General features: G+C 70.5%; 18 protein-coding genes and 1 tRNA gene. 10 read left to right on the top strand and 9 right to left on the bottom strand.

Annotation, left to right across the window (positions count from 1 at the left end; all coding sequences use genetic code 11):
• Positions 1-42: 42 nt before the first annotated feature.
• On the bottom strand, positions 43-339 hold the full coding sequence (locus AB0J71_RS22825) for a WhiB family transcriptional regulator (RefSeq protein ID WP_090771382.1): 297 nt from the start codon (positions 337-339) through the stop codon (positions 43-45).
• Positions 340-583: 244 nt separating this feature from the next.
• Here AB0J71_RS22825 and AB0J71_RS22820 point away from each other — a divergent pair, with 244 nt between their 5' ends.
• Entirely contained in the window at positions 584-2,935 is a 2,352-nt protein-coding gene (locus AB0J71_RS22820) for a transglycosylase domain-containing protein (protein ID WP_364415867.1), read from the top strand.
• A gap of 317 nt (positions 2,936-3,252) precedes the next feature.
• Here AB0J71_RS22820 and AB0J71_RS22815 read toward each other — a convergent pair whose 3' ends face one another.
• Entirely contained in the window at positions 3,253-3,708 is a 456-nt protein-coding gene (locus AB0J71_RS22815; protein ID WP_352321362.1) for a GatB/YqeY domain-containing protein, read from the bottom strand.
• A gap of 89 nt (positions 3,709-3,797) precedes the next feature.
• Between AB0J71_RS22815 and AB0J71_RS22810 the strand changes: the two genes are divergently transcribed.
• From AB0J71_RS22810 to AB0J71_RS22780, 7 genes are all read left to right on the top strand, one after another.
• Positions 3,798-4,661: a metallophosphoesterase gene (locus AB0J71_RS22810; protein ID WP_352321394.1), complete on the top strand. Its 864-nt coding sequence runs from the start codon at positions 3,798-3,800 to the stop codon at positions 4,659-4,661.
• Positions 4,662-4,725: 64 nt separating this feature from the next.
• Positions 4,726-4,799 (top strand) — tRNA-Pro (locus tag AB0J71_RS22805).
• 333 nt (positions 4,800-5,132) lie between these two features.
• Positions 5,133-5,249 (top strand): TMEM175 family protein, encoded by a 117-nt coding sequence (locus AB0J71_RS22800; RefSeq protein WP_352321360.1) that lies wholly within the window; start codon positions 5,133-5,135, stop codon positions 5,247-5,249.
• Between the two features lie 29 nt (positions 5,250-5,278).
• Positions 5,279-5,731: a TMEM175 family protein gene (locus tag AB0J71_RS22795; RefSeq protein WP_352321358.1), complete on the top strand. Its 453-nt coding sequence runs from the start codon at positions 5,279-5,281 to the stop codon at positions 5,729-5,731.
• Between the two features lie 301 nt (positions 5,732-6,032).
• Positions 6,033-6,284 (top strand): hypothetical protein, encoded by a 252-nt coding sequence (locus tag AB0J71_RS22790; protein ID WP_364415865.1) that lies wholly within the window; start codon positions 6,033-6,035, stop codon positions 6,282-6,284.
• Positions 6,272-6,901 (top strand): hypothetical protein, encoded by a 630-nt coding sequence (locus tag AB0J71_RS22785; protein WP_364415863.1) that lies wholly within the window; start codon positions 6,272-6,274, stop codon positions 6,899-6,901. The genes AB0J71_RS22790 and AB0J71_RS22785 overlap by 13 nt, the downstream gene beginning before the upstream one ends.
• Before the next feature lie 36 nt (positions 6,902-6,937).
• Positions 6,938-7,486 (top strand): hypothetical protein, encoded by a 549-nt coding sequence (locus AB0J71_RS22780; RefSeq protein ID WP_364415861.1) that lies wholly within the window; start codon positions 6,938-6,940, stop codon positions 7,484-7,486.
• A 133-nt stretch (positions 7,487-7,619) separates the two neighbouring features.
• Here AB0J71_RS22780 and AB0J71_RS22775 read toward each other — a convergent pair whose 3' ends face one another.
• Complete coding sequence (locus AB0J71_RS22775) at positions 7,620-9,020, bottom strand: hypothetical protein (RefSeq protein ID WP_364415859.1); 1,401 nt, start codon at positions 9,018-9,020, stop codon at positions 7,620-7,622.
• 43 nt (positions 9,021-9,063) lie between these two features.
• On the opposite strand from AB0J71_RS22775, the gene AB0J71_RS22770 reads away from it, so the two are divergent.
• Together AB0J71_RS22770 and AB0J71_RS22765 are read left to right on the top strand one after the other, a co-directional pair.
• On the top strand, positions 9,064-9,624 hold the full coding sequence (locus AB0J71_RS22770) for a hypothetical protein (RefSeq protein ID WP_364415857.1): 561 nt from the start codon (positions 9,064-9,066) through the stop codon (positions 9,622-9,624).
• A gap of 36 nt (positions 9,625-9,660) precedes the next feature.
• Complete coding sequence (locus AB0J71_RS22765) at positions 9,661-10,209, top strand: hypothetical protein (RefSeq protein ID WP_352321348.1); 549 nt, start codon at positions 9,661-9,663, stop codon at positions 10,207-10,209.
• Between the two features lie 72 nt (positions 10,210-10,281).
• Here the strand turns inward: AB0J71_RS22765 and AB0J71_RS22760 are convergent, their stop codons facing one another.
• From AB0J71_RS22760 to AB0J71_RS22735, 6 genes are all read right to left on the bottom strand, one after another.
• On the bottom strand, positions 10,282-10,731 hold the full coding sequence (locus tag AB0J71_RS22760; RefSeq protein ID WP_364415856.1) for a hypothetical protein: 450 nt from the start codon (positions 10,729-10,731) through the stop codon (positions 10,282-10,284).
• A 4-nt stretch (positions 10,732-10,735) separates the two neighbouring features.
• Positions 10,736-11,758 carry a hypothetical protein gene (locus AB0J71_RS22755; RefSeq protein ID WP_364415854.1) on the bottom strand — a complete coding sequence of 341 codons (1,023 nt, stop codon included), beginning with the start codon at positions 11,756-11,758 and terminating at the stop codon, positions 10,736-10,738.
• Positions 11,755-12,822 (bottom strand): S8 family serine peptidase, encoded by a 1,068-nt coding sequence (locus AB0J71_RS22750; protein WP_364415852.1) that lies wholly within the window; start codon positions 12,820-12,822, stop codon positions 11,755-11,757. Before AB0J71_RS22750 ends, AB0J71_RS22755 begins: the two co-directional genes overlap by 4 nt.
• Before the next feature lie 98 nt (positions 12,823-12,920).
• Positions 12,921-13,421 (bottom strand): hypothetical protein, encoded by a 501-nt coding sequence (locus AB0J71_RS22745; RefSeq protein ID WP_352321343.1) that lies wholly within the window; start codon positions 13,419-13,421, stop codon positions 12,921-12,923.
• Complete coding sequence (locus tag AB0J71_RS22740) at positions 13,412-14,263, bottom strand: hypothetical protein (protein ID WP_364415850.1); 852 nt, start codon at positions 14,261-14,263, stop codon at positions 13,412-13,414. Before AB0J71_RS22740 ends, AB0J71_RS22745 begins: the two co-directional genes overlap by 10 nt.
• On the bottom strand, positions 14,260-14,811 hold the full coding sequence (locus AB0J71_RS22735) for an RNA polymerase sigma factor (protein ID WP_364415848.1): 552 nt from the start codon (positions 14,809-14,811) through the stop codon (positions 14,260-14,262). Before AB0J71_RS22735 ends, AB0J71_RS22740 begins: the two co-directional genes overlap by 4 nt.
• Positions 14,812-14,851: the final 40 nt, after the last annotated feature.

The raw sequence follows: 14,851 nt of genomic DNA, 5'->3' as shown, positions 1-14,851 counted from the left end.
CCGACGGGCGGCGCCGGCCGTGCTTTCCCGCCGCGGGCCCGATCAGCCCGCGATCAGCTCATTGGTCCGTTCGTACTCTTCCTTCGCGGACTCGAGCAGGTCGCGCCACGAGTCCACGTCGGGCCGGCGCCTGAGCAGCGCGCGGCGTTCGCGTTCGGTCATACCGCCCCACACCCCGAACTCGATGCGGTTGTCCAGCGCATCGGCGAGGCATTCGGTACGGACCGGGCATCCTCGACAGATCAGCTTCGCCCTGTTCTGTGCGGCGCCCTGGACGAACAGCGCGTCCGGGTCCGCACCCTTACAGGCGGCACGGGAGGTCCAATCCGTGATCCACATTTTTCGACCCCACTCCCCTTAGGTGGTCAGTCGTCATTTGGGGCCGACGGGCGCGGGCGCCGAGCCTCCGTATTCAGTTGCCGCAGAGGATGAACGTACGCAACTTCACGTTCGGGCCGACAGACCCCAGAGGACCAATTTCTCGCCGGACTGTTGACCGGGAATGACTAGTCACCCCTCCCAGTCAAGGCGAAATGGTGTCGTGTTACCGATAAGGACAGTGTTTCGACGTACCCTTGGGAGCGTGCAAGCGAAGCGCAAAGACCGCTCCCACCCGCTCGTCAGCGTCCTGCGTCTGATCATCGCCGGGACGGCGGCGGGTGTGCTGGCGGCGGCGGTGGCGCTGCCGGCGGTGGGCGGGGCGGGCGTGTCGGCCAAGACCGCCATGGACGGCCTCGAACTCAAGCCCCAGGAACTCGACGAACCCCCGCTGCCCGAACGCACGAAGCTGGTCGACGCCAACGGCAAGCAGATCGCCCAGTTCTACTACGAGAACCGGCAGTCCGTGACCCTCGACAAGGTCGCGCCCATCATGCAGACCGCGCTGATCGCGATCGAGGACTTCCGCTTCTTCGAGCACGGCCCGATCGACGTCGAGGGCACCGCCCGCGCCCTGGTGAAGAACCTCACCGGCGGCGGCGTCATGCAGGGCGGCTCCTCGATCACCCAGCAGTACGTCAAGCAGGTGCTGGTCAACAAGGCCGAGACGCCGGAGGAGCAGCAGGCGGCCATCGCCCCGACGATGTCCCGCAAGCTCCAGGAGCTGCGGTACGCCATGGCGATCGAGCGCAAGTACAGCAAGCAGCAGATCCTGGAGAAGTACCTCAACATCGCCTACTTCGGCGCGGGCGCGCACGGCATCCAGGCCGCGGCCAGGCGTTTCTTCGACAAGCCCGCCTCCGAGCTGGACCTGTCGGAGGCCGCCACGCTGGCCGGCGCCGTCCAGAACCCGGCCCGCACCGACCCCAACGTCGGCCCCGAGTCGCGCGAGCGGCTGCTGCTGCGCCGCAACACCGTGCTCGACCGGATGGCCGAGATCGGCAAGATCACCCGGGCGGAGGCCGACGCGGCCAAGGCCGAGAAGCTCGGCTACAAGGACGTCAAGTTCCCCGGCGGCTGCGAGGCCAGCAAGTTCCCGTACTTCTGCCTCTACGTCCAGTACGAGATCCTCAACAACGACGACTTCGGCAAGAACCAGGACGAGCGCAGGAAGCTGCTCCAGCGCGGCGGCATGACGATCAAGACCACGCTCGACCCCAAGATGCAGAAGGCCGCCGAGAAGGCCATCAAGAAGTACGTCAGCCCCAAGGACAAGCCCGTGGCCGCGCAGGCCATGGTCGTGCCCGGCACCGGCGAGATCAAGGCGATGGCGGCCTCGCGCAAGTTCGGCGGCAGCAAGAAGAAGAACGAGATGAGCTACAACGTCGTCGCCGACGCCGCGCACGGCGGCGGGCGCGGCTTGCAGCAGGGCTCGACGGCCAAGGCGTACACGCTGGCCGCCGCCCTGGAGGAGGGCCTGAAGTACGGCGACGGCTTCCCCGCGCCGGCCGGGTTCACCGCGAGCGGCTACAACTCCTTCAAGGACTGCAAGGGCGAGAACGTCGGCGACCCCTCGCACACCGCGCACAACTCCAGCGAGGGCGGCGGCGGTTTCAAGACCCTGCAGACCGGCACGTGGGGCTCGGTGAACACGTTCTTCCTCAAGCTGGAGCAGGAGGTCGGGCTCTGCAAGGTCGTCAAGCTCGCCAAGCGCCTCGGCGTCAAGCGGGCCGACGGCGGCAAGCTGCGCGAGGTCGAGACGTTCACGCTGGGCGTCAACGAGGTCGACCCCGTCACGATCGCCAACTCCTACGCCGTGTTCGCCTCGCGCGGCCAGTACTGCCAGCCGCTGGCCATCACCGAGATCAAGGACAGGAACGGCGCCGCCAAGCAGTACAAGCCGAAGTGTTCGCAGGTCATGGAGGAGGAGGTCGCCGACGCGGTCAGCGGCATCCTGTCGGGCGTGTTCACCAAGGGCACGATGAGCGGCGTGGGCGGCATCGGACGTGACGCGGCCGGCAAGACCGGAACGACCGACGACTACATGTCCGCCTGGTTCGCCGGTTACACCCCGAACCTGTCCTCGGCCGTGAGCCTCGGCGACCCGCGCGGCGCCTCCACCCACAAGCTGATCGGGGTCACGATCGGGGGGCAGTACTTCCCGTACGTGTACGGCGCCTCCATCTCCGGGCCCATCTGGAAACAAGCGATGATGCAGGCGCTCAAGGGGGTGGAGCCGGCGAAGTTCACGCCGGTGGACCACTCGCGGTTCGGCGGCTGCTCCGACAAGTGCGCGCCGAAGCCCAAGAAGAAGAAGCGCGGCGACGAGGGGCCCGGGGACGGCGACCCGTTCGACAACTTCTTCGGCGACCACAACGACCGTGGCGACGGCGGCGGGGACGGGCGCGGGCCGGGCGACTGGCAGCGGCCGGGCAACGGGTTCGGCGGCGGGCTGGGCGGCGGCCCGGGAGTCGGCGGGCTCGGCGGGCTCGGCGATGGGCTCGGCGGGCGGGCCGACACCGGGCTCACCGCCCCGGCGGCCCGAACCCGCCGCTGAGAGGCGCTGGGCGGCCCCGAACAGCCTTTGCCGCCGGATTGCCCTTCCATGGCCGCCCAGCCCCTCCTGCAACGCCTCCAGAGGCTTCCCAGGGACGGCCCTCAACAGCCGCCCCTGGCCACCTCCCACAACACCTCTCAGACCGACACCGCCGCGAGGCCACGACACCGCCCGGTGAACCGGCACCGCCACTCCCTCGGACCGCCGCCGCCATGTAGGACCGCCGCAGTCACGTCCCAAGGGCGGCGTCCCACGCGAAGGCGTCCCACGCGAAGGCGGCGCGAGGGTGGCGGTCGGTGGGTGAAGTGGTGCCGGGGTCAGGCGGTGAGGCGGGCGCGGACGGCGGCGGCGACGCGGCCGCCTTCGGCCCTGCCCGCGACCTTGGGGTTGACCACCTTCATGACCTGCCCCATGGCCTGCGGCCCCGACGCGCCGGTCTCGGCCACGGCCGCGTCGACGATCTGGGCCAGCTCCTCGTCGGAGAGCTGCGCCGGCAGGTACTCCTCCAGCACCGCCTGCTCGTCCAGCTCGGCCTGGGCCTGCTCGGTGCGTCCGGCGTTCTGGAACGCCTCGGCGGCCTCGCGCCGCTTCTTGGCCTCCTTGGTCAGCACCTTGATGACCTCGTCATCGCTGAGCTCCCTGGCCGCCTTGCCCGCCACCTCCTCGACGTTCACGGCCGCCAGAGCCATGCGAATCGTCCGGAGACGGACTTCGTCCCGGCTCTTCATCGAGGCCGTGAGATCGGCCTTCAGCTTGTCCTTCATTGCGCTCATGCGGTCCATCTTGCCGTCTGCCGGGACGGCTCGTGCCCGTTGTCAGGCATCATGAGTACGTGAGGAAAGCCGTCGCAGTGCCCCTGTCCATGATCGGTCTCGGCCTGGCCGGGCTGGGCTACGCCTCCGTCGTGGAGCGCAACTGGTTCCGCCTGCGCCGCTTCGACGTGCCGGTGCTGGAGCGCGGGCGGCGTCCCGTACGCGTGCTGCACCTGTCCGACCTGCACCTGACCCCCAGGCGCACGATGCTCATCAACTGGGTGCGCTCCCTGGGCGCCCTGGAACCCGACCTGGTGGTCAACACCGGCGACTCGATCGCCCACCCCGAAGCGGTCCCCGCGCTCCTGCACGCCCTGGAGCCGCTGCTGTCCCGTCCCGGCCTGTTCGTCTACGGGTCCAACGACCTCTACGCCCCGCAGCCGAAGAACCCGGCCCGCTACCTCTGGCGTACCTCGAAGAACGACCGCCGCCAGCACATCCCCAACCTCCCGTGGGAGGAACTGGGCGCCGGCATGGCCGCCGAGGGCTGGCTGGACATGAACAACACCACCGCCCGCGTCAAGATCGGCGACCTCGACGTCGCGGTGGCGGGCATCCACGACTCCCACATCTCCCGCGACCGCTACGACCTGGTCGCCGGCCCGGCCCCCGCCGACGCCGACCTCCGCCTCGGCGTCATGCACTCCCCCGAGCCGCGCAACATGACCCGCTTCGCCGAGGACGGCTACCAGCTCCTGCTCGCCGGCCACACCCACGGCGGCCAGCTCTGCGTCCCGTTCTACGGCGCCCTGGTCACCAACTGCGGCATCGACCGTGCCCGCGTGAAGGGCCTGAGCCGGCACGAGAACGCCTGGCTGCACGTGTCCGCCGGCCTCGGCACCTCGCCGTACGCACCGGCCCGTTTCGCGTGTTTCCCGGAGGCGACGTTGCTCACGCTGGTTCCGCGGCGCTGAGGCGGTCACGAGTACCCGCGAAGTCCGCTAGACTTTCTCAAGCACGCGCAAGACGGGCGTGCACCGGGGTGTAGCGCAGCTTGGCAGCGCGCTTCGTTCGGGACGAAGAGGTCGTGGGTTCAAATCCCGCCACCCCGACACAGTTTGACCAGGTAGAGGGCTTGATCCGCTTAGCGGGTCGAGCCCTTTTCCGTTTCCGGAAGCCGAGGGGAGCCATCTCACTCGGACTCAACCTGTCGGAGCAGCGCTGCGGTCCCCTTGCTTGACCGCGCCGCGCGGACGGCCGAATCGGAGCACTACAGAGGTTGGGTTGAGGTTCTTCGGTGTGCTGACGGGGTTGAGCCTCGCCGTGCCACTGGGACGTAACGGTGCATCGAGGCCCGGCTAGCAGTGGAAATGCGGCGAACTGCCCGTCGTCGGGCGACTTGGTTCGCTCGCTACGATACGCGGCGTGAGTGATGACTCTTCGTGATGAGCACCGGGCGCCTGGAGGCGTTCAGCGACGGCGTTTTCGCCATCGCGATCACGCTGCTGGTGCTTGAGATCCGGCTGCCCGAGGGCTGGAAGAGGACCTCGGGGGTGCGCTGATCCGCCTGTGGCCGTCCTACCTCGCCTACATGGTGACGTTCCTGCTGGTGGGGATGATCTGGATGAACCACCATCGGATGTTCCACTTCATCCGCCGGACCGACGGCCCGCTGCTGGCCCTCAACGTGCTCCTCCTGATGGATGTCGCCTTCTTGCCGTTTCCCACGCACGTGCTGGCCGAGGCGCTGCACGCCGACCACGGCACCCAGATGGCCGCCGTCTTCTACGGAATCGTGCTGGTGATCGGCGGCATCTTCTACAACGCCGTGTGGTGGTACGCCTCGTCGGGACACCGCCACCTCGGCGGGCACATCACTCCGGCCGAGGCGCGCTCGTTGCGATTCCGCTGGGGCATGGGGCCGGTGCTCTATCTCGTCGCGACCGTCATCGGCGCGTTCAGCGCGATTGGCGCGCTCGTGTTCTACGTGTTGCTGCTCGTCTTCTACATGTTCGACATGCGTCCCAGGCGACAGGCTGCGTAGCGCCCCACGGAACGTGAGGCGAACACGAGCAGGCCACCGTCGACGGGCGACGGGGGTGTTACCGTTGCGCACGCTGGTGCGGGAGGGAGGCGGGGCAGGGCGATCAGATTTGTCCGGGGTGGCGGATGGGGGTGCCGGACAATTCTCCGGCGGCCGAGACTGAGGGTCGTGAGAGCGCCGGCTAGTGGCGCGGCGCTCGCCGCGCAGCCCGCGTCCGGGCGGCTTCTCGCGCATCCCCTTCCTCCAGAAAGGCCGCCGCCATGCCTCGAAGAATCCCGCGCCCCGCGGCGCGGCCGGGCCGATGAGTCCGTCCTCGCGGTGGCGGCGGTGGCTGGCCTTCGCGGGCGTGCTGGCCACGGTCGCCGCCGGCTCGGGAGCCGCGGTCCCGACGCCGGCGCTCACCGCTTCTCGTGATCCCACGCCGCGGGACGAGGCACTCTTGCACGACGCGGAGGAGCTCCTCATCCAGCGATGCATGCGGCAAGGAGGTTTCGCCTACTGGGTCGTCGAGTACGCGCCGCCCCCGCGTTCCCCTACGTCGTGGACGACGTGAACGCGGCCGGCGCCCGCGGCTACGACACCGGCGGAACGCGTGGCGGATCACCCCACCCCAACCAGGTGCACGGGATGAGCCTCCCGCCGGAGCGGCGGCACGCCTGGCTCCTCGCCATCCACGGCAGCCTGACGGACGAGCAGTTCGAGGCGAATCTGCCGTCGGGCGGACGCGTACGTCACAGCTCGCGCGGCTGCACGTCCCAGGCCCAGCAGCAGCTCTACGGCGACGCCCGGACGTGGTTCCGCGTCAAGGAGATCAGGACGAGCCTGCGCGCGGTCCGGTACGAGGCCGTCAGCGGCGATCCGGCCTTCGCCACGGCCATGGCCGGATGGGCGGCCTGCATGCGCGGGCAGGGGCAGGCGTTCGCATCCCCCGTGGAGATCCGGGTCGCCCTCGACAACAGCCGCCAGAACGGGACGGAGGCCCGGTGGCGCCGGACCGCCGTCGCCGAGGCCACCTGCGCCCTGCGGACGGGCTTCGCCGCCACGGCGCGCCGCCTGGACCGGCACTACGAGCAGCGCATCCGCGCCCGATACCGCGAGGAGCTGGCGACCTGGCGCCGCCTGGCGCTCTCCGCGCTTCCGCGAGCCCGAACCGTCACCGAGTCCCTCTGAGTTCCCGCCTTCTGTCGAACGCGAGAAAGGATCACCATGCGCACCATCATCTCCGTGGCCGCGGGGCTGGCCGTCGCCGGCCTGGCCGCCGTCCTGCCTGCCGGCCAGGCCGTGGCAGACGACACCGCGCCCGCCGCGCCCGCCGTGTCCACCTCGTCCGCCTCGTCCCCCTCGTCCGGCGCTCCCGCCGACGGCACGGCGGAGAAGGCGGTCACGCCCGCGAACCTCCTGATCCCTGACGGGTTCTTCTACGCGGCCGAGCATCCGAACGGGCTGGGCAAGTACTGCAGGTGGCTCCTCTACGACACCTCCTGGGCCGACTGCCTGAACGGCGAGAACCAGACCATCAGCATGGAGAACCAGGCTTCCCAGATGTTCAACAACGGGTTCCCGGGCGGTTACAGCGTCGTCAAGCTCTACTGGGGCCGCAACTACACCGGCGCCTGGCGCTGCCTGGCGAGCGGCAACCACTGGGACAACCTCTCGCTGGGACGCGAGACCTTCAACGGCGGCGCCGGCCTGTCCGGTTACGGGCAGTCCCTCAACGACAACGTCGCCTCGCACAAGTGGGTCGACGCCTGCTAGGACGTTCGCGAAGGACCCGCCGGTCCATCGAGCCGGAGAGCTCCCGGGCGGCCTGCACTCCATCGGCACACCCAAGCCTCATCCGGAGTCACGGCCACAGGCGGGCCGGAAGGCCCGGGAAGTAGGCGGCCGCCTACTGGTTCCCGGGTCGGTAGCCGGGCGGCGGGCCGTTCTTGATGTGCCAGGTCCTGCCGGTCGCCAGGTCGAGGAAGAAGTTCTTGCGCTCCCCGTCCCCCGAGTCCCGGCGGACCTGGAACGGGCCCTTGCTCGACCAGCCGGTGCCCGAATCGATCGGGTCCCCGTCGGGGAGTCGGGGGCGCACGCGATGGATGCGCTCGCCGGTGGTGAGGTCGTAGGTCTCGACGAGGTTCCCGTCGTCACTGATGATCAGAAGTCGGCTTCCGTCCGGTTTGAGGAAGGCGGTGTGGGATCGCAGGAGCCCGTCCGGGATGGCGGTGCTCAGCAGCTCCTTGCCGCGGTGGTCGTAGGCGATCAGGCGGGAAGCCGTCCTGACCACCGTCCCCGCCGAGTTGACTTCGAGCACCTTCAGCACGCCGGGAAGCGTGATTCCGCTCCAGGCCCTGGTGTCGATGACGCGGGTGCCGTTCCTGGTCAGGGCGACGTACCTGCCGCGTTCGCTGATGCTCACCTCGGGCACGTCCGTGTCGGCGAGCGGCCCGCCGAGTTCATGCCGGTTCGCTTCGTTCTGGTGGACCATACGACGCGAGGTCCGGTCCAGGTAGACGACGGATCGCCGATCGGGGCTCACCACGAACGGCGCCGCCTTCGGCGCCCCACCCTTCATGACGACATATGGCGCGGCCTGCGGGAACGGCACGTCGTCAACCAGCCAGTAGCGGCACGGCGCGTCCAGTTCGTCGATCCACGGACAGGTGGGCCGCTTGACCTCGCCGATCTCCTGGAACGAGACCTGCTGCTCCTCGACCCGTATGGGCATCGTGTACTGCGGCGATTCGCTCGGCAGCGCCCGTCCGGGAGCCAGGAAAACGCCAGCCAGCACAATCGCGGCGCCCGCCGAATAGCGCGCGCGAACAGACCATCGGCCAATGGCGGACTCGGTTTCATCTGCCTTTTCCGGCCCGGCATTCCGCTCGGCGTACAGTATCGCCGCTATCACCGCGACCACGATGACGGCGTGCGCAAGCCGCGTGAGAGTGATTCCCTGCGCTGCCAGGAGGTAGCAGCCTGTCACGGCGGACGCGAATACGGCGAGCAGCCATGCCTGGCGATATACGGCCTCCGTGACCGGCGCCCGTACGACGCGGAACACCGAAACGGCGCACCACCCCACGACGAGATAGAACGGATCCGCGGTCAGCCCCGCCACGGGGGCCGCCAGGACGACGGCCGCCAGCCGCCACCGGCGCACACCGGCGAGATGGCCGACGACCCGGCGGGCGTCGGTCTCCTCGGCCGGGAGGCCCGTCAGGGCGACGAACCTGCCGAGACGCCCCTGACCGAGGGGCGCGGCTGCCGCCGGCACGGTGATCAGCGCCGCCGCCCAGAAGATCAAGGGGGGTATCGTCACAAGGCGTCACGATATATGGTTCCGTCTCGTGAGTTCAGCGGATATATGGCAGCAATTTGGCGTCGCCCCGCGTACACGATTACCGTTCGTGGTGTCCGGTTGTCTCGTGCTGATGTGCGTCGCGGGCGGCTTGTGGTGGACGGGGTCGATAACGCCGAACATCCGCTGGAGAATCGACAGCTTCTTTCTCACCGCCCACGTTGACGACAATGGCGTGTTGTCCACCAGAGCCTGGATCGAGCTGGAGAACCAGGCGATTTCTCCATTCACCATCACGGATATCTCGATGGCCATACCGGGCCTGCGACTGCTCCCTCCCGAGGACACGCAGGACGATCCCGCCAAGTTCACCGTCAGGGGCGACGACTCGGAGACGGTGATCCGGCGGATCGTCATCACCGACTGCGCGGCGGTGCCGCACGAGCCGCAGCCGATCCGATTCACCTACCGGACCTGGCTGGTCTCGGGCACGTCTGAGGTGGTGCTGGACCCGTGGCAGATGACGGTGGGCGAGCGTCGCGTTCCCGTGGCCTGGCAACGCGCCCTGGCCGGCACGGTGTGCAACAAGGCAGTGAGCGGCGAGTTCTGACGACCACCTCAGGGCCTCGGGAGAGAAGGGCACCACGTGCGTCCCGTCACGAAGATCGCCACCGGGCTGGTCATCGCCTTCGGTGCGCTCCGCCTCAATGGCCTCGACCTGCTGTTCGACCCCGTCGGCTGGGGCCTGTGCGCCGCCGGGCTGCTCTCGTTGCAGCGACCGGGCGACGCCTTCGCCACGGCCCGGCAGTGGGCGTTCTGCATGGGCCTCGTCTCGCTGGTGCCCGTCGCGATCGGCCCAGGCACGGACGAGCCGATCAGGCTGGTGATCGGCTTCGTCGGCACGGCCGGCCCACTGATCACGGTCTGGCTGATCGCGGACGCCCTTATCACCGCCATGCGCGCACACGGCGACAACTCCCAGGCCGCCCTGCTGGACGTGTTGCGCTGGGCCGTGGCCGGTCTGGGCGCGGCCGGCCTGCTGGCCGGGTACGGCTACGCCGAGCTGTCACCTGTGCTGCTCGTCGCGTGGTTCGCCGCCTTGGTCGTGCTCATCGTCGTGCTCTATCGCTCGTCCGGCCTGCCGTACTTCTCCGCGCCCTCGCCGATCCCCGACGACGAGGTGAGCTCGACGTAGCACGCGCACGGGCGGCGGGTGAGTCAGCCGGCTGTGCCCGGCCGTGCCCCCGATGCACGGCCGGGCACCGGTTCAGCCCACCGCGTAGGCGCGGATGACCGTCTGGGTCAGCCGGGTGGTGGGGGTGTCCGTGACGGTTGCGCGCAGGGAGACGAATCCCGCTGTGCGGGGGTTGAGGACCACCGCCAGCCAGCCCCGGGCGGATCGTGTTACCGGGACGGGACGCCAGGTTCGGCCGTCGTCGTCGGAGGTCTCAAGGCGTACCCGGGTGCCCTCCTGGCGGGATGAGGGGTCGAGGGTGAGGGGGGTGCGGGTGCCCGGGCGAGCGCGGTTGTGGTCGTCCAGGGTGGGGGTGAGGCGGACCGCCGTCAGGGGCGGCGGGCGGTGGCCGTCGGCGCTGGAGGCGCGGAACGTCCAGACGGACTCGACGGCGGTCGAGAGGGCGGAGTAGGGCACCCCGCGGCGGGCCGACGCCTTCAGGGTGTACGTGGCGGGCTCCGGACGCAGGGCGGCGTGGAGCACGCACTCATTGGGCCGTTCCGTCGCGCATCCCGCCAGGTCGGTCTCGGCCAGCGTCCGGCCGCCGGCGGTGAGGGTGGCGGTGCCGGTGGCCGCGTCGTCGGCGCCCCTGTGGCCGGCGACGCCGTCGGCGAACAGGTCGCCCACGAACGGTCAGCTCGTCACCCGATCGGGTCGCGACGGGCGCGGACGGGCCGGTCACGGCGGCGTTCCACACCTCCGTGGTGCTCCCCCGCTCCAGCCTGACCGGGGCACCGGCCACGAGGGACGTGCCGACCTGGAAGCCGCTGTCCCACACCAGTCCCGGCGTCCGGTAGTGGGTGAGGATGCTCGGCAGTTCCACGTCCTGCCCGGGGGCGGCCATGATCCCGGGCCTGTCCTCGACGAGCCTCGGGCCGAAGTACGGAAGTCCGGTCGCCGCCGCGGCCGCGGCCCGGTACGTCGCCGTCACCTTGACCAGGTCAACCCGCCGGGCGGCGTAGAAGGGGTTGTCCGGCAGCCCGTCGGTGTGGGTGTTGACCAGGTCGTAGACGTACGGGCTCGGCGTGCGGGTCCTGCTCGTCCACATGTTCCTGGTCAGGAATCGCAGGCCCGGCGCGCGTGCCGGGACGACGTAGGTGTCCCAGCCCGGTGCGGACCAGCTCGAGAACCCGTAGGACCACGCGCCGTCAGCCAGTTCGACGATGAGTTCGGCGCCCGGCACGGCGTCCGGGTCGTCCACGCTGAAACCGGCTCGCCTGCCGTCGCGGGCGTCGACGGTCACCTGCCGGTCCTGGTCGAGATCGAGCCGGGCGTGGGCCAGGGTGTGTCTCGCGTCGTCGTAGATCTCGGTGTACAGGTTCCACTCGCGCTCGGGCAGCCTGAGCCGGGCCGTCCCGTCAACGAGGGGGACGTCGCGGCCGGCGCCCGTCCGCGCGTCGTACACCTGGATGAAACCCGCTTCGGCGGGCCGGCCAGCCCGGTCGAGCGCCTTGACGGTCACGTTGTGGGACTCGGGCTCGACGTACGCGCCGGCCAGGGTGCGGATCACCGTGTCGCCCGACCTGGCGATAATCGTGGCCAGGTGATCGCCGGACGCCTGTCCTTGGCGTCGATCGTCACCGTGACCGTCGCCTGCCCCTTGGCGGGCACCTGGAGACGTCGCGCGGAGAGCCGCACCACCTCGCCGTCGGCGGTCAGGTCGAGGTCGACGGGGGCGTCACCGGCGTTGTCGTACGTGACGGTCCCGGTGGAGACCCGCTCGCCCGTCCCGTCGGAGGGGAAGTACGCCCACACGCGCTCCGGCACGGCGACGACCTGCTGGGCCAGCGCGCGGACGACGTCCACCCGGCCGGTCCCCTGCCGGTACGGCGTCAGGCCGGGAAGCGGCGTGGCGCTGCCCGTCAGCGCGGCCTTGAGCCGTTGCCCGGTCCAGTCGGGATGAAGCTGGGCGAGGATCGCCGCGGCGCCCGCCACGTGCGGCGCGGCCATGGAGGTGCCCGACATCGCCACATGCGCCTCGGTCCCGGCCCCGCCCGCCTTCGCAGCCACGATCCCCACGCCGGGCGCGGTGATGTCCGGTTTGATGGCGTGATCGCCCTCACGGGGGCCGCTGCCCGAGGAGGCGGCGATGCGGTCCTGGTGGTCGACGGAACCGACGGTGAGCGCGGCGTCCGCGCTGCCGGGGCTGGTGACGGTGGTGCTCCGGTTGCCCGAGGCCGCGACGAACAGCGTGCCGTACCGCTGCGACAGCGTGTTCACCGCCTGCTCGACCGGGTCGAGGTCCAGGGTGTCGGGGGCGCCGAAGCTCAAATTGACGATCTTGGCCTTGACCTCGGCGGCGGCCCACTCCATGCCCGCCAGGATCGCCGACTCGGTCAGTCCGAAGGCGGTGCCGGCCTTCGCGACGGCGAGCTTCGCGCCGGGCGCGATCCCCCGGTACTTCGCGTCGGCTCCCGCGATGATCGAGGCGACGTGGGTGCCGTGCCCGGTGTTGTCGCGGATGTCGGGCTCGTCGGTGAAGTTCTTCTCCTGGGGGACCACGCCTTTCAGGTCGGGGTGGTCGGGGTCGTATCCGCTGTCCAGGACGGCCACCGTGACCCCCTTGCCCGTCATACCCTGCTTCCAGGCCTGGGTCGCGCCGATCTGCTCGGCGCTCTGGTCGAGGCTGTAGGAGCGGCGGCCGTCCAGCCACAGCTTGGTGGATCCGGCCGTCAGGGAGCGGGCGCCGGCCGCCAGGTCTGCCCGGCGGACGCCTTGGCAACGTTCATCGCGCTCATCCCGAGCCCGCCGAGCGGCCGGGCCCGCTCGGTCCCCCGGAGCGCCGGGGCCGTCCCTCGGGACGACTGGACGATCAGCGGGATGTCCGGCCGGTCGGCGTCGCCGTACCGCCAGGCCAGCAGTTGGGTGACGTCGAACAGCCGCCGGTCGAGCAGGTTCGCCGCGACCAGCGGCCGGGCGTCGGACGGGATCACGTACAGGTGACCGTCCTGGACCTGGCCGCTGAACGCCACCCGCCGGCCCGGACCCGGTTGCACGCGGTATCCGCCGCCGCCGGTGACCACCACGCGGTCACCGGTGATCAGCGTGACGCCGCCCGCCCGGCCCGCGTCCACGGGCTGCGGAAGGTCGTCCTGACGGTCCGGCGCGGGCACGACGCCGACCGTCGCGGCCACCAGGACGGCGGCCAGCGCCTTGTTCGGGATCACGGGCATCCGGCCTTCTCCTTCAGCGTGCGCACGAGGTCGGCGGGCAGGTCCGAGTCGCTGACCTGGACTGCCGCCTTGCCGGCCATCGTCAGGTAGCCGCCGACGACGTGCATGGACTCCGGGACCGACGTCTTGGTCACCGGCTCGGTGTTCTTGCCCTCGTCCGTCCAGAAGGCGGGACCGAGGACGTCGAACGCCTGGATGTCCACCCCCCGGTCCTTGAGCAGGGCGCGCACCTCGCTGACGGGCCTGTTGTAGTACGGCGCGCAATGCATGGGCTCGCCGGGCACGTCGAAGCCGGTGATGATCTGGTATTCCTCACCGGGACGCGCCTCCCGGCCGAGGAAGAGCTCGGCCGAGCCCTTGAAGTCCCGGCGGACCTTGATGCTGATCGGGCAGCCGCCCACCGCCTCGCAGCCTTCCTGACGGTCGATCACCTTGATCCCGTCCGGTTCCACCATGCTCGGGGCGACCGAGCCGACGCTGCTGGGCGTGGAGGGCAACAGGCGCAGCTTGATGTCGAGGCCGGCGTCGCGCAGCTGCCGCTGGTACTCCTCCGGCTTGGCGAACACGTCCTTGACCTCGATGACGAAGTAGCCGCCCTCCTCCTTGACGTCCAGGGCAGAGGCCGAGGCGGGCCCGAGGGCGACGACGACGGCCAGCGACGCCGCGAGGGCGCCCAGCGCGGCCGGCAGCACGAACAGGGCACGCCGCCTTTTGGGCGCGGGCACGGCCGGAGCGGGCTCGTCCTCCATGATCTTGTACATCGTCTCCATGGCGCCGGGCGTCAGTCCCGGCCCGGCGGGCGGGGCGAGCCGCCTGACGATGTCGTCGGGCTGCGGGTTCATGAGGTCTCCTTGGCGAGACGGACGGCCCGCGGGCCGTACCGGGCGAGATCGGGGTCGGCGGCGGCGAGCTCGGCGGCCAGGCGCTTGCGTGCGCGGTGCAGGCGCTGCCGGACGGCGAGGCGCGAGCAGCCGAGCACCTGCGCCAGCTCGGCGTTGCCGAGCCCCTCCCAGGCGACCAGCGAGAGCACCTCCCGGTCGTCGGCGGACAGCCGCATGAAGGCCGCGCGGGCGGTCTCGGGCACGGGGTCCGCCGCCGGGCCGGTCCATTCCGCGAGCTCGGTGCGCAGGCGCGTGGTGAGCGCCGCCCGGCGGGACTCGCCGCGGCGGTGGTTGGCCAGGGTGCGCCGGGCCACGCCGTACAGCCAGAGCCGGGCGCGGTCGCCGGTCGGCACCTCGCCGAGCCGCCGCCACGCGGTCGTGAACGTCTCGGCGATGACGTCGGCGACGTCGTGAGGGTCGTCGCTGCGCCGCCGCACATAGCCGGAGACGGTCGCGTAGTGCTCGGTGTAGAGCTCCTCGAAGCGTTGCCGGGGGTCCGGTGGGCCCACGCGGTCGTCCCTTCCGTAGGGGTATGTCACAACAAGCAGG

The sequence above is a fragment of the Nonomuraea sp. NPDC049637 genome, assembly GCF_040675235.1.
In the GTDB taxonomy this organism is placed as follows: domain Bacteria; phylum Actinomycetota; class Actinomycetes; order Streptosporangiales; family Streptosporangiaceae; genus Nonomuraea.
Note: the sequence above shows the minus strand (reverse complement) of the source record. Positions and strands in the feature narration are given on the sequence as shown.

What these genes read in the sequence shown, in the direction of transcription:
- AB0J71_RS22790 (WP_364415865.1), top strand. Translation starts at nt 6,033, where the DNA reads ATGAGTCCGTCCTCGCGGTGGCGGCGGTGGCTGGCCTTCGCGGGCGTG.
- AB0J71_RS22740 (WP_364415850.1), bottom strand. Translation starts at nt 14,263, where the DNA reads ATGAACCCGCAGCCCGACGACATCGTCAGGCGGCTCGCCCCGCCCGCC.
- AB0J71_RS22810 (WP_352321394.1), top strand. Translation starts at nt 3,798, where the DNA reads ATGATCGGTCTCGGCCTGGCCGGGCTGGGCTACGCCTCCGTCGTGGAG.
- AB0J71_RS22800 (WP_352321360.1), top strand. Translation starts at nt 5,133, where the DNA reads ATGAGCACCGGGCGCCTGGAGGCGTTCAGCGACGGCGTTTTCGCCATC.
- AB0J71_RS22825 (WP_090771382.1), bottom strand. Translation starts at nt 339, where the DNA reads ATGTGGATCACGGATTGGACCTCCCGTGCCGCCTGTAAGGGTGCGGAC.
- AB0J71_RS22780 (WP_364415861.1), top strand. Translation starts at nt 6,938, where the DNA reads ATGCGCACCATCATCTCCGTGGCCGCGGGGCTGGCCGTCGCCGGCCTG.
- AB0J71_RS22750 (WP_364415852.1), bottom strand. Translation starts at nt 12,822, where the DNA reads ATGACGGGCAAGGGGGTCACGGTGGCCGTCCTGGACAGCGGATACGAC.
- AB0J71_RS22795 (WP_352321358.1), top strand. Translation starts at nt 5,279, where the DNA reads ATGGTGACGTTCCTGCTGGTGGGGATGATCTGGATGAACCACCATCGG.
- AB0J71_RS22815 (WP_352321362.1), bottom strand. Translation starts at nt 3,708, where the DNA reads ATGAGCGCAATGAAGGACAAGCTGAAGGCCGATCTCACGGCCTCGATG.
- AB0J71_RS22745 (WP_352321343.1), bottom strand. Translation starts at nt 13,421, where the DNA reads ATGCCCGTGATCCCGAACAAGGCGCTGGCCGCCGTCCTGGTGGCCGCG.